The sequence below is a fragment of the Alphaproteobacteria bacterium genome (assembly GCA_017302575.1).
Classification (GTDB): domain Bacteria; phylum Pseudomonadota; class Alphaproteobacteria; order Rickettsiales; family UBA3002; genus JAFLDD01.
The window spans coordinates 501,398-516,790 of the sequence record JAFLDD010000001.1 but is presented as its reverse complement, the minus strand read 5'-3'; the positions used below and the strand labels follow the sequence as shown (position 1 = coordinate 516,790).

The following is a 15,393-nucleotide window of genomic DNA, read 5'->3' as shown; positions in this document are numbered from 1 at the left end:
TTATAGTTGACCCACCGTTTTAATGCGTGCGCGTGGATGAATCTCGTTCTGCGACATCACAATTGTCTGTGCACGGAAACGCTCAATAATCGAGCGTACATAAGGGCGAATGCTTGGGCTGGTGAGTAGCACTGGCAGCTCACCTTGTGCAGCTAACAAGTCATATTTCGTGCGTACTTGAGTGATAAATTCCTGAATACGGCTTGGTGGCATTGAAAGAATTTTCTCTTCACCTTCCCCCGAAAGCGATTCGATGAACGATTGCTCCCATGCGGGAGACATCGCCAGAATAGGAATATAACCCTCATCGTTGGTATTTTGGTGGCTGATTTGACGCGCTAAGCGCATGCGTACATGCTCGGTAATAATTTGCACATTCTGAGTAATACTCGAGGCTTCAGCAACGGCCTCCATAATCGTTGAAAGATCGCGCACCGAGATTTGTTCGCTAAGTAAGTTTTGCAAAATACGCTGCACGCCACTCACTGAAATTTGTGATGGGATGGTTTCGGTAATGAGTTTTTGTTCTTCCTTACCCAAATCATCAAGCAGCTTCTGGGTCTCGGCGTATGAAAGTAATTCCGCCATATTCTCTTTGATGATTTCAGTCATATGGGTGGTGACGACTGTTGGCGGGTCCACCACCGTGTAGTTACGAAACAGCGCTTCCTCACGATAGTTTTCGGTTACCCACATCGCGGGAAGGCCGAATGTTGGCTCCACTGTTTCTTCGCCAGGTAGTGAGATTTTTCCACCCATAGGGTCCATAATCAACAGCATGTCAGGGCGAATATCACCGCGCGCGGTTTCAACTTCCTTCACCTTGATTACATAGGTGTTAGCAGGAAGTTGCATATTATCTTGAATGCGTACTGCAGGCATCACAAACCCTAATTCGCGAGCCACTTGCTTGCGCAGCGCTTTAATTTGCTCTGTGAGGCGATGGCCTTTTTGATAATTGATGAGTGGTAATAAGCCGTAACCTAATTCCAGACGCAGGCTATCAATGTGCAAGGTTTCGCTGATTTTATCCTCAACAGGTGCTTGTGCGCCGCCTGCAACACCACCCGCAGGCATGGGGTCGCCTGGGCGCATAACGCCGCCTGCCGCGCTCGTTGCAGCTTCAGCCGCAATCTTATTCTGATTATGCATCGTGTAGGCGATGTAAGCGGTCACAAGTGAGAGCACAAAAAACGGTGCAAACGGAATGCCTGGCAATAATGAAAAACCAAATAGCAGGAAGCTTGTAACGCCTAGTGGGGCAGGGAACTTAGATAGCTGGCCGAGAACCGCTTTATCAGATGAGCCATCAACGCCCGATTTGGTAACAAGCATACCTGCGCCAGTTGAAACAATCAGTGCAGGAATTTGCGAAACCAGACCATCACCAATGGTCAAAATCGTGTAGGTGTTAAGAGCGTCTTTGAAGGCAAGATCATTGATGACGATACCAATAATCATGCCACCAATCAGGTTGATGAACGTAATGAGTAGGCCGGCAATCGCATCACCGCGCACGAACTTACTAGCACCGTCCATAGCCCCATAAAAACCGCTTTCATCTTCTAGATCTTTGCGGCGCTGTTTGGCTACTTTGTCGTCGATAAGTCCTGCCGATAAATCAGCATCAATCGCCATTTGTTTTCCTGGCATAGCATCCAAGCTAAAACGTGCCGATACTTCAGCGATACGGCCAGATCCCTTCGTGATAACCACAAAGTTAATGATGGTCAGGATACCGAAGATAATCGCCCCAATCAGCACCGATCCTTCCGTAATAAAGCTACCAAACGCCTGAATAACATGACCCGCCGCATCAGGCCCTTCATGTCCGTGCGCTAGAATCAAGCGTGTGGTTGCAATATTCAGAGCAAGACGTAGCAAAGTGGCCACCAACAAGATTGTGGGGAACGAACTTAAATCCAATGGGCGATTTACGAAGAGCACCGTCATCAGAATCAGCACGGAGATAGTGAATGATACACTAAGCAGCAAATCGAGTAATAAGGGGGGAATCGGAAAAATCAGCACCATCAAAATACCGATGATGCCAAGTGCAAACAAAATATCAGCGCGCTGAGCTGTATGCTGCGCTGTCTTACGGAATGCCGGCAAATCCAGACGAGCTAGCATATTCTTTGGTTGCTCTTCTGCCAAAACTAGCTCCCTGTTTTCTGGTTTTCAGTCTCGTTATACTGCTTCAGCTTGTTACGCAGAGTGCGAATGGAAATACCTAGAATTTGCGCAGCGTGGGTGCGATTCCCCAAGCAATGATCCAGCGTATCCAGAATCAATTCTTTCTCGACTTCTTCTACCGTACGGCCGACCATGTCACTACGTTTAGGAGTCGCTGATGTGGGAGCAGGGCTGCTGGATGCGATTACAGAAGCAACGGGCGGCACCACAGTCTTAAGAAGAATCGCGGTATCGTCGATCATATTACCCTGCGCCATCAGCACAGCGCGGTGCATGATATTCTCAAGCTCGCGCACGTTACCTGGCCATGGATAAGCTTTAAGCTTCGCCGTAGCTTCGGCAGTCAGTTTGCGTGGCGGCATGCCATTAGCCTTTGAGTACTTATCAATAAAGAATTCAGCTAGTGGCGGAATATCATCCGCGCGTTCAGCAAGGCGAGGCATATGAAGGCTAATCACATTGAGTCGGAAATATAAATCCTCACGGAACGTGCCTTTCTTGGCTTCCGCCTCAAGGTCGCGGTTAGAGGTCGCTAAAATGCGGATATTAACTTTAATCGGCTTATTGCCACCCACACGATCAATTTCACGCTCTTGAATAGCGCGCAGCAGCTTAGCCTGTAGGCGAATATCCATTTCGCTGATTTCATCGAGCAGCAATGTGCCATTATTGGCTTCTTCGAATTTACCAATGCGGCGCGCCTGTGCGCCTGTGAAAGCACCTTTCTCATGGCCGAATAATTCGGATTCCAGCAAATGCTCTGGAATAGCCGCGCAGTTAACCGAGATGAATGGCTTGGTCGCGCGTGCAGATTTGCGGTGAATATAGCGCGCAATTACTTCCTTACCTGTGCCTGACTCACCCGTAATCAATACGCTGGCGTCCGATTGGGCGATCTGATCCGCCATCGCTAACACGCGCTTGGTGATTTCCGAGCCATGCACTACAGCATGACTTTCTTCGGAAATGGCCTGAAGCACGGCAGCAATCAATTCTTCATCAGGCGGCAGGGGAATATATTCTTTTGCGCCAGCACGAATTGCAGCCGTTGCAAGCTTCACATCCACTTGAATACCGCAGGCGACGATTGGCACCGAGATGCGTTCATGCTTAAGCAAATCCACAAAGCGGGCAATATCTTGGTGAACCTCGATCATAATGATGTCGGCACCCTGACCATCACACAACATCGCGAAGGCGCTATCAATATCCGATACTTGCGATACTTTCGCGCCGTTGTCGCGCGCAATACGGCTCGCCGTACCGATCTGTCCTTCTAAATCACCGACAATCAATAATCTCATAACACTCTCCTCGAATTCGCCGTTTCTTTCTGAACGCGTATTCTATTTCTCGGCCTTGATGATCTCCGTCATCGTTACGCCGATTTTATCCTCAACCACGACCACTTCGCCGCGCGCCACTAAACGATCATTGACGAAAATATCGACAGGTTCACCCACTTTGCGGTCTAGTTCCACCACCGCACCGCGACCAAGCTTCAAAAGCTGCTGCACTTGCATGTTGGTTTTGCCAAGCACGACTGAAATCTGAACGGGGATGTCGCTCACTACATCCAGCGTGATATTGCCATCATTCGTGTCATTGAAGGCCATTGTATCCATTGGGTCTGCCATAAAATCCTCGTCTAGTTAGATGTTGTTTCGTTGTTGGTTGGTTCATCACGTATTTGAATGGAAAGCTGATCAAGTAACATAGCAACTTCTGCCCATAATGCTTGCGTAGAGCGCTCTGCATAGCCAGCAGCCCAGTCGATTTTTATGTCGTGTCGCGAAATGGTTGTAGAGGCGCGCACCGTTAAACCGCCCGTGAAGCCTGATTCGCGCAAAAGGCGCGTTAAGTGGCCTTCCACCTTTTCGTGAATGTCGGGGTGCACATCAATCAATACATGCGGCTTATAAAGCACCACAGGTAAACAACGCATCACCATGCCTTCAATGGTTTTTTCGCCATACATGGTAAGCGCATCACCGGCGACCTTACGCGCGATCAACGTCACCAATTCAGTCAATTCACCTGTCTGCTTATCCAGTATAGCTTGGTATTCGGAATGTAATTGCTGAATGGATTGCGCAAGTTTTTGCATCGCTTCTGCGGCGTCATTATCGCGCAGGTGGGTTTCATTCACTACTTTGGCAACGCCTGCTTGAACACCTTCTTCAAATCCCGCTTTGTGCGCAGCTTGGCGGGCAATCTCCAATTCATGCTGCGTATAAGAAGGCGGAGGAGGGGGCGCTGGCGCTTCGTCCTCCACCATAGGTGAAGCGGCTTCTACTGCCTCGAATGGCAATCTGAAGTCGCGCAGGTTCAAACTGTCGTAACGTTGTATGCGCATTAGTATACCAATTGTTCGTCGGCGCTATCACCAGCGATAACGATTTCACCCTTAGCGGCGAGATCTTTCGCTGCCATAACGATGGACATTTGTGCCTCGTCCACATCCTTGAGGCGCACTGGACCCATTGCTTCCATATCTTCTTTAAGCAGCTTCGCAGCACGTTCTGACATGTTCTTGAAGAACAGGTCTTTGATAACTTCCGAAGCGCCTTTCATAGCGGTCGCAAGCTTGTCTTTCTCCACCACGCGCAGCAATGACTGGATACCTGCTGGGTCGATCTTCGCGAGATCTTCGAAGGTGAACATGAGGTTGCGGATGCGTTCTGCAGCTTCTGCATTACGCTTTTCAAGCAGATCCATGAATTTGGATTCAGAGTTACGGTCGAAGTTGTTGAAGATCTCAGCCATAACTTCATGCGTATCGCGACGTTGCGTTTTGGCCAGATTGCTCATGAACTCAACACGCAGCGTGCGCTCAATACCATCCATCACCTCTTTCTTGACGGATTCCATATCCAGCATGCGCATCATCACTTCCATTGCCAAATCATCGGGCAAGACGGAGAGAACCTTCGCCGTGTGATCGGCGCGTACCTTAGACAGCACCAAAGCAATGGTCTGTGGGTATTCATTCTTCAGATATGCAGCGAGAACTTCTTCATTCACGTTGCCCAACTTATCCCACGTCGTACGACCAGCAGGGCCGCGAATATCTTCCATGATGGTATCGACACGCTCTTTACCAAGCGCTTTCATGAGGAGGCGTTCCGTAGAATCGTACGTACCAACCACCACGCCGCTATTGCTCATGGACTCAACGAAATCAAGAAACAAGCGCTCAACGGTTTCAGCGCTTACCGTGCCGAGTGACGCCATGGTGCTGGAAATTTCTTTGATTTCCTCATCATCCATCATGTTGAAAATTTTAGTAGCGGACTCTTCATCCACGGACATGAGGAGAATCGCAGAACGCTGCGCGCCCGTAAGCTTGCGGTAATCGTCCTTGGGAGCTGAAGTTGCGGTTGGAAGTGCCATAATTCCCCCTTATGCCATGAGCCATTGGCGAAGAATCTGGAGGGTTTCCTCCGGATGTTTTTCCACCATGCTGTTAATTTTATTGTACGTCGACGATTTCACTTTGCCCTGAATGCGGTCAATGTTGATCATCTCTTCTTCACCAGGATCAACTTCATGCTCGCCATCATCAATGCGCGATTGATCGGTTAGGCGTGCTGCAATCGAAGGCGCGGCAAGTGCTGCTTGCTCCAGCTCGTCTTGGCGTTGCGAAGCTTCCGCCGATTCGATAGCACGTGCAACAAGTGGGCGAATGACCAGAAGGATCGCAAGGATCGCAACACCACCAAGCACGAGTGTTTGGATAATGTTGTTCAGGTCATCTTTGAGCCACGCGAGACCATCTTCTTCGAAAATATCATCAGTTTGTGCGGCGAACTGCATATTAACAACCTGCACTTCGTCACCACGTGACTTTTCAAAACCAATTGCTGAGTTAACAAGCTGACGGAGCTTTTCTAACTCTTCTTCTGAGCGTGGCTGATAAACCTGCTCTCCCTCAGCGTTCGTGGTGTAAATACCATCCACCAGAACGGCAACGCTAAGGCGTTTAACATTTCCCGTTTCCTTAACGGAATTGATCACTTCTTTGCTGATTTCAAAGTTAGTGGTCTCTTCGGTACGTGCACGGTTTGACTCAGCGTTAGAACCTGAACCACCTGCAGCATTCGCGTCAGGAAGATTGTTGGAAACGCTCACGGTTTGATCTTGTGAACGCTCATTTGATTTTTCATTTTCATTGATGGACTGAACCGAGCGCGCCACTTGGCCTTCTGGATCGTACTTCTCGAGATTGCGCACGGTACGGTCAAAATCAATATCTGCATGTACTTTAGCTTTTACTTTGCCAACACCAATCGATTGCTCGAGGAGCTGTTCCACCGTACTGCCGAGGCGCTTCTCATACGCAACACGGAAATCTTCGGCTTCTTCAGTCAATACGTTGGCATCGTCTTTTTCATCAACGCCTTTAGCCAGCAATCCGCCGCGGCTATCAACAATCGTGATGCGTTGTGGCTTAAGGCCAGGAACGGCAGTTGCCACCAAATGGCGAATGGCTGCGATTTCACTTTTTGTAAGACCACCAGAAGAGCGCAGCTTCAACGCGACCGAAGCGGTTGGCTCTACCGTATCGCGCGTGAAGAGTTCACGCTTTGGCATCACGAGGTGTACGCGTGCTTGTTCAACTGATTCAAAGTCATTAATCGTGCGCGCTAATTCACCTTCAAGTGCGCGTAATTGATTAATGTTGAGTACAAAGTTCGATGTACCCATCGCGTCAGACTTATCAAAAATCTCATAACCAATCACAGAGCCTTGTGAGGGAATGCCTTGCTCCGCCATCACCAAGCGCAGCTTATTCACTTGGTCTGAGGGCACCATTACCTGCGTGCCGCCCGCGCGTAACTCATAGGGGATGCCGCGCTTATCAAGCTCTTGGATAATTTTTGCACCTTCATCCGTTGGGACGTTGGTGAAGAGGGGCGACATCATAGGTGCCGCAACGCGCATGGAGATAAAAATAAAGAAGCCGATGAGGATAACTGCTGATCCGAGAAGCGCCGCGATTTTGATTTGGCCAAGCTCTCTGAATGATTCCGTCATCGTCGCCATAGATTACCTCAAAAAATGGGTCGTAAAGATAATAGAATAAGGGGAGAGACGAGATGTTTGGTGCCGATGCTGTGACGTTATATGCGTCATGTGTCCCTGGCTCTCCCCTAATCAGGCAAGAATTGCCCGTTATGTAAGCCATTTAGCCACATTTTGCGATTCGAATCAAGCGAAATATCATCAATATAGGAAAAAATTACCTATTATGCGGCCATCGGTGCAAATAGTGGCATTGAATCCACAGTTGGGTTCTTGCTTTCCTGAACCATAAGGTCAGCGAAATCACGCAGAAACACCGAACCATTTACGGTGCGCTGAATGAACACATTGCGACGATCTTCTTCGTCTTTTTTACGGCGAATCAAATCCAACGCCGAGAGTGCATCCAAAGCGCGACACACAGCAGGCTTCGATATATTCAAACGCTCAGCCAGATTACGAATCGTGTGTGGGGCGGGAACCATGTAGACCGTAAGCAGCACGGCGGTTTGGCGCTGCGACAAATCATAAGGCAATTCACGCAAAGAGCGCGTAACAATGCGCTGCCAAAGTTTTAATGCTTCTTGGGTATCGCTTACAGACATGGCTTCCTCATTTCGATGATGGAATGATTCTTAATGGGAATTCTGAAATAAGCTAGCGAAATTTAAATGCTATGTGCGTGATCGCCATGCGACGTAGCATGACGGCGTTCCGCTACACGCTCTTTATGCGTTTTTGCAGGCTTGTCTGTATGGTGACCCGTGTCTCTCTCAGAGTGATGTTCTCTATCGTGCTTTGATTCTTTGACTGCGCGTTCATCCTGAAGACGCTCAATAAAGCTCGCCTCAGTTTCCCACTCCAATAACTGCTGCTTGCGAGAACTGAAGTAGCTGCGAACGCCGATTACCAACATCGCTGCAGCAGCAGCGATAAGAGTAGCGGGTTTGGCAATGCGATCGCGTATTGCCTTGTTATCAAGGTTTGCCGATTCTTTGATAGAGGGCCAGCAGGCATCAATCGCGCTGTTTGCAAAATTTTTAGCGGCTTGAATAGGGTTGTGTTCATTCAAGCTTTTAGCGAGGTACTTATTGAAATAATGTGTTATTCCGTCCGTATCGCTTTGCCAGATTTGATAGTACTTACTGACATGCATTTGTGGTTCTGTCGTATGAATATGCTCAAGTGTCGTCATTAACTTTTGCGCGATGTGCAATGCGGTTTGCCCAGTTTTGCCGTTTAATCTTACATACTCACGCAATTCTGTGCGCAGTGGCTCAAGATAGGGAAGTGCACCCTTGTGGCCTAATTTAGCTGGCTTTTCAATTATTGCATCGAGCGCCTCTAAGCCCGAATCTACAGCAGATTCAAAAAATTTCTTTTGTTGTGCCGCAAGTTTATCCTTTGGATTAAGGTTGCCTGGAATATCGTAATACAACTTTTCAATGTAATCCGTATTATCCCCAAGACTTAAAAGTGAACCTATGCGTACATGGAAATCAGCTATTTTCTGAGAAACGTTGCGCAGCGTCATTTTATATTCATCAGCGTTATATAAAAGAGAAACCTTGCCGTTCTTTGTCGTAAGTAATTTTCTAAGCCATGGAATTTGGCGTTCTTCGGCGAACTTTGATAACCATTTTGTGCCGCGATCAATTTCTAGCGCTTGCCATACAGTCCAGCCTGCACCAACGCCCGCAACCGTAACAGGTAGCGCCACTGAATCAGCAATTTCTGGCGGTGTAAGATCTGGCTCGTTGACGAAGCCGCGCAGCTCTTTTTTGCGCTTCTCAAGCCATGCGTCAGACGCGTGAACGTAGGTGGAAATATCCCCCTTCCTCACTAACCTGTCATTGTACTTTTTTGTAGCCATTAGCTATTACACACCTTTTGGTAGTCTCTGTGAGTTTACCACGCGTGCAATATTCGTAATATGAAGATTGTGTGAAGGTTGCTACTGGTAGCGTGCTTTTAGAAGGGCCAATAATGCACGAATTCCAAGGGCTTCGCCACCTGCTGGCCTACCGGCCTGTGACTCGGCATTCCAGGCATAGGTATCAAGGTGAATCCATGGTGTTTCTTTGCGTACAAAACGGTTCAAAAACAATGCGGCGGTGATCGATCCAGCAAACCCATAATTAGGGGTATTGGTAACATCGGCAATCGGGCTATTCACGTACTTATCATAGCCCGCCCATAGTGGCATATGCCACATAGGATCGGATTCAGCGAGCGAGAGGTTCTGTAATTGTTTCGCCAACCCATCATCATTGGAATAAAGGGCAGGGAGTTCAGCGCCCAATGCCGTGCGCGCCGCGCCCGTAAGTGTGGCTGCATCAATGATCAAATCGGGATTTTCGCTGTCCGCTTCGCTCAGCGCGTCACACAGAATGACACGGCCTTCCGCATCCGTTGAGCCGATTTCCATGCTCAAACCCTTGCGTGTCTGGATAATATCCTGCGGGCGGAATGCATTACCCGCTATGCTGTTCTCAACAGCAGGAATCAATACGCGTAAACGCACGGGCAATTTTTCAGCAGCAATGACTTTGGCTAATGCCAAAACTAGCGCCGCGCCGCCCATGTCTTTTTTCATAAGCTTCATGGAGGCATAAGGCTTGATATCCAGCCCGCCCGTATCAAAGCACACGCCTTTGCCAACCAGCGTCAGCTTGGGGTGTTTAGGGTTGCCCCACTTCAAATCAATAAGGCGCGGTGCGTCGGTAGATGCGCGACCAACGGCATGTATTGCAGGGTAATTTTTCTTGAGCAAATTATCACCCACAATCACGCTGAACGATGCATCGATCTCTTTAGCAACTTTTCTTGCAGCCGCCGCTAAATGAGAGGGGAGCATGTCATTCGTTGGCGCATTGATAAGGTCACGCGCCAGATAAATAGCCTCGGCGCGCTCTTCAAGTGCGTCAATATCAATGGATTTTGGTAGAACCAAGGTGAGCGCCTTACGCTCCGCTTTGCGGTAAGCGGTGAACTGGTATTGCGCTAATGCAAAGCCTAGCGCCGCATCAGCAAGTTGCTTTCTATTCCATGATGTATCGACGCTGTATGTTCCGGCAGGCAATGCGGCTGGTAGGTGCGCCAGCGACCAAATAGTGGGTGCATCCCCCGTGATCGCAATCACCTGCGATACGTTACCCTTAGCATCTGGTACGAGTAGTGCTGTGTCGGCTTTAGGGGTGGCTATATTGGCTTTCACCCAAGCCTGTGTTGTAGCGTGTTGGCGCTTAAGCCAAGGCTGGAATTGAGAAATCGTTAGCGCAACGATAGGGGTGGCGCGCTTTGCGGAATGTGTAAAATAGTGGGTCATATTACCTTAGGAGTTGGCGAGTTCGTCGAGAGCTTTTCCTGTAACGCGATACACCGTCCATTCGTCCATCGCAACTGCGCCGAGTGATTTATAAAATTCAATCGAAGGCGTATTCCAATCCAGCACCCACCATTCCAAGCGCCCGCAACCCTCCGCTTTCGCCTTCTGGGCTAGATATTTAAGTATCGACTTGCCAATGCCTTTGCCGCGCATTTCTGGCTTCACAAACAAGTCCTCGAGATAAATACCCGTTTTGCCAAGGAATGTTGAGAAATTATAAAAATACAATGCAAATGCGACAGGCGCGCCGTTCCACTCAGCAATCACACAAAAGCCTTTGGGGTTATCGCAAAACAGAGAATCACTAAGCGTTTGTTCAGTAGCGATCACCTCATGCGAGAGCTTCTCATACTCCGCCAGTTGGCGAATGAAATCAAGAATAAGAGGTGTATCCTCGCGTACTGCATGGCGAATGCGGAGCATAAAATCTTTCTTGAATTAATATGAGTACTAGAACCAGTCCCTACTAGACGATTGGGATGTAGTATCCCTAGTAAGGTCTTCTACGATAGATGCAAGCCTGCTTTTTGATTCATCCAGCCTATCGCGACTTGTGATTTCCATTTGTACTTTGCAATCAGCGTCTTGCAGCACGCTGTTGGGTATATCACTATCATCAATAAAAATAGCCCGAGTGGGAATCCAACCACCTTTTTCTGCAGTAGAAGGTTTGATATTGCCAGCATCAGCCTCTGTTCTGGCTGTTTTGGTTTTTCCTATATTAACGGCATTAATATGGGGATTCTCTTCTATGACTTGTATGGCCGCTTCCGTCATGAAGGGTAACATTAGATGTTGATATTTATTACCATGTGCCTGCCAAGAATTGAAAACAAAGCGATCGCCCTTCACCCAACCTGTAAGCTTGGCGCAGATGTTCCCTTTGGCATTTCGAATAACGTAAAGTGATAAATCCGACCAATGTGATTGAGCTTTCGCCAACTCTGCGCCATCTGTATTGGTATCATTGCCTACGGTACCAATCTTACAGCAATTTCTAATTTTTTTATACCCGCCTACCCAGAGGTTGATCGCGCTATCTTTTGGCACTTTCTCCATCGTAAAGCCTGATTTGCCAATATCCGCCCCATCAATATGAATATCAGGAGTGCTGTCCGCTTCCTTTGAACATGACTTCTTGAGCAGGCTTACGGTTTCATCAAATTGCTCCTGCGTGAGGTTAAGATGTGCCGCGACCTTTGCGGCTTCGATATTTTGTTCAGCGCCCGTATAAAGCGCATGACATGCTAATTGCTCGACCTGTTCAGCGCTGAGGTCTTCAAGTGCGACATCTGGAAATATTTCTGCACGCTTTGCTTCGATTTTGTCAGCATATCTAAGATAAGGGTAAATTTTATAACCATGCGTAATCGTCAACTCACGCCATGCCTCTATGTCCCACGGACCATTATCTTTAGGTAGATCAAAATCTAGATAGGTGTGTGATGGTTTGCCGTAATCTGTAGACTCTAAATATCGATCAATGTTTTCAACGCTGCCAAATAATACAGACGCATTATAAGCTCTTTTTTCTGCTCCATCGTGATAGCCCTTAAGCTCGCAGCGCAACCTGCATAAATCTAGCAACTCGTTATAAAGTGTCGCGTTAAACCCATAGGGCGAATAATCAGATAAGGCTGGGGGCAATTCATCAGGTTTCGCGGGGTCGGCATAAGCAAGGGATTCATCGAACTCTAAGTAATCCTCAGCGACATGTTGCTCTGAGTCTTCCCAATTAAAATCAGACAATTTGAGCGTTTCTCTCAAACCTTCTATTTGGGTTTGAGAGCCATTACAAACCGTGGAAATTAAATACTCCGCAACGTCTTGATGGCCGCCGTTCTTGGCAAAATGAATTGGGGCATAGTTGTTATAGCGAATGAGCTTAACCGCCGAGCCATTCAGAATGGTTTTCAGCGTTTCTAATTTTCCGTACTCAGAAGCTTCAAGAACACAATTTTGGCGAATAAGCTGTTTCTCTGTAGAGCCCTCAGCAGCTTCAATCATTCGTAAGATGGTGTCGGTGTCGCCTATACGCGCAAAATAGCGATGATAGGGCAATAAATGATTAATCTCATCATCATCCAAACGTTGCTTATCGCGTATGCGTTCTAATGTTGAAAACTTCATAACGACCTTGGAATGATGGTGCCACGATAGCCAATTTTACTCAATGCCAATCAGGCATTGTCACATAATCTTCATACACTTGCTGATGAGTAAATTGTATATTGAGAATAATTCGCAACTTAGTTATTGAGAATGATTCTCAATTGGCTTAAGCTTGCGTGCAGAGAATATGAGCGAGATACACAACAGTACAAAAGCGCAAAGGCGCGAAGAAGAACGCAAAAAGTCGCAACTGCAAAAAGCAGAAGACATTGCTTATACCATCAATCACGCATTATCATGCATGACGACGGACACGCTCATTCAGCCTTTCACCACGGCTGCAGCAGGGGCATTTTTCGATAAAAAATTAAATATTGGCTGCACTGCGCATGACCATGGTGCGCATCGTCATGTCCACGAAGTAGTCAATCCTAGTTTTGGCCAACGATTCAGCCATTTCACTAAGCAGGTAGCTAGGAAAGAGTTTTGGCTAGAGGCAAAGCACTGGTTCAAAGGTGAAGTGTATGGTGATGTTGGTGCGGTTATTCCAACCATATTGATACAGCGTTATGCCCCCAATGTGATGAATGATGTACGTAATCTGCTGGAACCCGCATTGGGTTGGGCCTTCAAGATGGGCGCGCATGATGCCGCGAAGCAGTGGGCAAAAAAGAATTTCGTTTCAGAAGATTCTGAGGCATTCAAACAGAAGCAACAGCAAATTTACGAGCACGAAGTTTCCCATTTACCTCAAGCGTTCATGTGGAACGTGTTTTCTTTCCCTATTGGTATGGCGGGGCAATATCACGAGCTAAGGCAAGAAGTGATCAAGGGTGTTCTGGCCGCCGACAAATTGGATTTATGGAAAATCGGTAAGCAAAAAGCCATCGGAGCATTAATTAGTAACGGACTACTGATTGGCGGGCGAGCGCTAGCGCCAGGCGCATTCATCGAGTGGGATCGCTTCAATAGCCAGAATATCATCATTCCAACGACGAAAGTCATCGGCAGTACTATTGGGATTGATAGTGAAACCGTCGATAAGGTAGCTAAAAAGCAGGAAGAAATGGGCGGCCACCACCACTTCACGGAGCGCCTAGCTGCCGAAGAAAAATCAACACCAGCGCTGCTTCAACCCTAATAATAGTGCCGCACGGGCTGGCTTAGAATAAATCCTTCAAGCCCTTTGCAACATCATCAACGTTTTTGCCGATTTTATCTAGAATCGGAATATCACCCAATGCGCCGCTATCACGTGCGGTCTTTTCAATAGCAGAAAGATATTTAATCAGAATGTGTGAAATCGCATCACCTGCTTTCACACCGCCGCCTTTGCCAATGTTCGAGAATGTGATTGCAGGCATTGTGATGGGTTTAATGTCATGCTTGAGGAATGAAACACTAGGATTGATTGTCGAGGCGTCAATCACCATATGCTGAACGATAACGCGCACTTGCTCGCTACCAACGCTTTCTTTCTGCTTTTTACTATTAGCAAGATTCTTAAGATCAACAAGGTTCATACCTTTCTCGTTCATTTCAAGATTCACCACTGAACCTTTAACGAGAATATCTTTGAAATCGATGAGTTGTTTGCTGGCGGTGTTCAAACCAATTGCAATGGACTTGGCAGTCACTGCATGCGGTTTGCTATAACCTGTCGGGTTGGCAATTTCGATGGTGTTTACCGTCACTTTCTTATCGGAGAGAGACACATCAACTGAGCCAATATTGACGGCAACGCCCAATGCGCCACTGGCAATTTTTTCTGCTGTCTGCGTTACCATCGCTCCCAGATTGAGATAGAGGTAGGCGCCCACGCCAATAACCAAAACAAGTGCGATCAGTTTTTTCATGAATACTTCCTATATTGCAGCTTCTACCATAATTTCGACATCGTAGCCCTTGCCCGCGAGCTTGGCTTCAACGGTTGCGCGGGCAGGGGTCTTGCCCGCTACCACCCATGCGTCCCACGCTTTGTTCATTTCATCAAACGTGGCGATATTGGTCAGCCAGATATTGACTTTGAGCATGCGCGTTTTATCGGTTCCTGCTTTGGCAAGCATGTCATCAATCTGCGATAAAATATCTTTGGTCTGCTCATAGACAGATTTGCCAACGGTGCTGTCCGCGACTACGCCGCACAAATAAGCTTTGCCTTCATGAACGACAACTTCGCTCATGCGCGCACCTGCATCAATACGTTTAATATCGGCCATATTATCTCCTTAAAAAATAACACCGGCAGTTTGCACTGCCGGTGTATTTTTAGACAAGTGAAAAACGAACTACTTGCTAGCAGCAGTTTTCAACTTAGCGAGTGCGCGGATTTTAACGCGAACCGAAGCTGGCTTTGCAGCAGCTTTCATCATTTCACCCGTAGCTGGGTTGCGGATCAGCGTGCCTGCTTTACGAGCAGGAACTTTACGCAGTGCAACTTTGAACAGACCTGGGAACATGAATTCGCCTACGCCATTTGGGTGAACTGAACCCAACATTGCGCCTTCGAGTTCGCCCAGAACTTCGCCAACTTGTTTGCGGGTCAAACCGGTGCGCTCAGCGATCAAGCTTTGCAGAGCCGATTTCGTCAGACGGCTTTTTACCGGACGAATTGGTGCTGCTGCCTTTGGTGCTGATTTTGCTTTTTTCTTAGCCATGTAGAAGTCTCCTAA

Annotated in this window: 15 protein-coding genes; 1 reads left to right on the top strand and 14 read right to left on the bottom strand. The window is 47.7% G+C overall.

Annotation, left to right across the window (positions count from 1 at the left end):
* From flhA to J0M34_02585, 11 genes are all read right to left on the bottom strand, one after another.
* Complete coding sequence (gene flhA, locus J0M34_02635; GenBank protein MBN8543139.1) at positions 1–2,133, bottom strand: flagellar biosynthesis protein FlhA; 2,133 nt, start codon at positions 2,131–2,133, stop codon at positions 1–3.
* 26 nt (positions 2,134–2,159) lie between these two features.
* Entirely contained in the window at positions 2,160–3,500 is a 1,341-nt protein-coding gene (locus J0M34_02630; GenBank protein ID MBN8543138.1) for a sigma-54-dependent Fis family transcriptional regulator, read from the bottom strand.
* Positions 3,501–3,542: 42 nt separating this feature from the next.
* The gene (gene fliN, locus J0M34_02625) at positions 3,543–3,833 is read right to left on the bottom strand and encodes a flagellar motor switch protein FliN (GenBank protein ID MBN8543137.1); all 291 of its coding nucleotides are present in this window, start codon (positions 3,831–3,833) and stop codon (positions 3,543–3,545) included.
* A gap of 11 nt (positions 3,834–3,844) precedes the next feature.
* Complete coding sequence (locus J0M34_02620) at positions 3,845–4,552, bottom strand: hypothetical protein (protein ID MBN8543136.1); 708 nt, start codon at positions 4,550–4,552, stop codon at positions 3,845–3,847.
* Positions 4,552–5,589: a flagellar motor switch protein FliG gene (gene fliG / locus J0M34_02615; protein MBN8543135.1), complete on the bottom strand. Its 1,038-nt coding sequence runs from the start codon at positions 5,587–5,589 to the stop codon at positions 4,552–4,554. The genes J0M34_02620 and fliG overlap by 1 nt, the downstream gene beginning before the upstream one ends.
* Before the next feature lie 9 nt (positions 5,590–5,598).
* Complete coding sequence (gene fliF, locus J0M34_02610; GenBank protein ID MBN8543134.1) at positions 5,599–7,233, bottom strand: flagellar M-ring protein FliF; 1,635 nt, start codon at positions 7,231–7,233, stop codon at positions 5,599–5,601.
* Between the two features lie 212 nt (positions 7,234–7,445).
* Complete coding sequence (locus J0M34_02605; GenBank protein ID MBN8543133.1) at positions 7,446–7,826, bottom strand: MarR family transcriptional regulator; 381 nt, start codon at positions 7,824–7,826, stop codon at positions 7,446–7,448.
* A 62-nt stretch (positions 7,827–7,888) separates the two neighbouring features.
* Positions 7,889–9,094, bottom strand: coding sequence for a hypothetical protein (locus tag J0M34_02600; protein ID MBN8543132.1), 1,206 nt, complete (start codon positions 9,092–9,094; stop codon positions 7,889–7,891).
* Positions 9,095–9,175: 81 nt separating this feature from the next.
* Positions 9,176–10,549 carry a leucyl aminopeptidase family protein gene (locus tag J0M34_02595; protein MBN8543131.1) on the bottom strand — a complete coding sequence of 458 codons (1,374 nt, stop codon included), beginning with the start codon at positions 10,547–10,549 and terminating at the stop codon, positions 9,176–9,178.
* 6 nt (positions 10,550–10,555) lie between these two features.
* Complete coding sequence (locus tag J0M34_02590) at positions 10,556–11,032, bottom strand: GNAT family N-acetyltransferase (GenBank protein ID MBN8543130.1); 477 nt, start codon at positions 11,030–11,032, stop codon at positions 10,556–10,558.
* A 27-nt stretch (positions 11,033–11,059) separates the two neighbouring features.
* Entirely contained in the window at positions 11,060–12,739 is a 1,680-nt protein-coding gene (locus tag J0M34_02585; GenBank protein MBN8543129.1) for a hypothetical protein, read from the bottom strand.
* Between the two features lie 169 nt (positions 12,740–12,908).
* Between J0M34_02585 and J0M34_02580 the strand changes: the two genes are divergently transcribed.
* On the top strand, positions 12,909–13,862 hold the full coding sequence (locus J0M34_02580; GenBank protein ID MBN8543128.1) for a hypothetical protein: 954 nt from the start codon (positions 12,909–12,911) through the stop codon (positions 13,860–13,862).
* A gap of 22 nt (positions 13,863–13,884) precedes the next feature.
* Here the strand turns inward: J0M34_02580 and J0M34_02575 are convergent, their stop codons facing one another.
* From J0M34_02575 to J0M34_02565, 3 genes are all read right to left on the bottom strand, one after another.
* On the bottom strand, positions 13,885–14,577 hold the full coding sequence (locus J0M34_02575; protein ID MBN8543127.1) for a hypothetical protein: 693 nt from the start codon (positions 14,575–14,577) through the stop codon (positions 13,885–13,887).
* A 9-nt stretch (positions 14,578–14,586) separates the two neighbouring features.
* On the bottom strand, positions 14,587–14,940 hold the full coding sequence (locus J0M34_02570) for a RidA family protein (GenBank protein ID MBN8543126.1): 354 nt from the start codon (positions 14,938–14,940) through the stop codon (positions 14,587–14,589).
* A gap of 69 nt (positions 14,941–15,009) precedes the next feature.
* Positions 15,010–15,378 carry an HU family DNA-binding protein gene (locus J0M34_02565; GenBank protein MBN8543125.1) on the bottom strand — a complete coding sequence of 123 codons (369 nt, stop codon included), beginning with the start codon at positions 15,376–15,378 and terminating at the stop codon, positions 15,010–15,012.
* Positions 15,379–15,393: the final 15 nt, after the last annotated feature.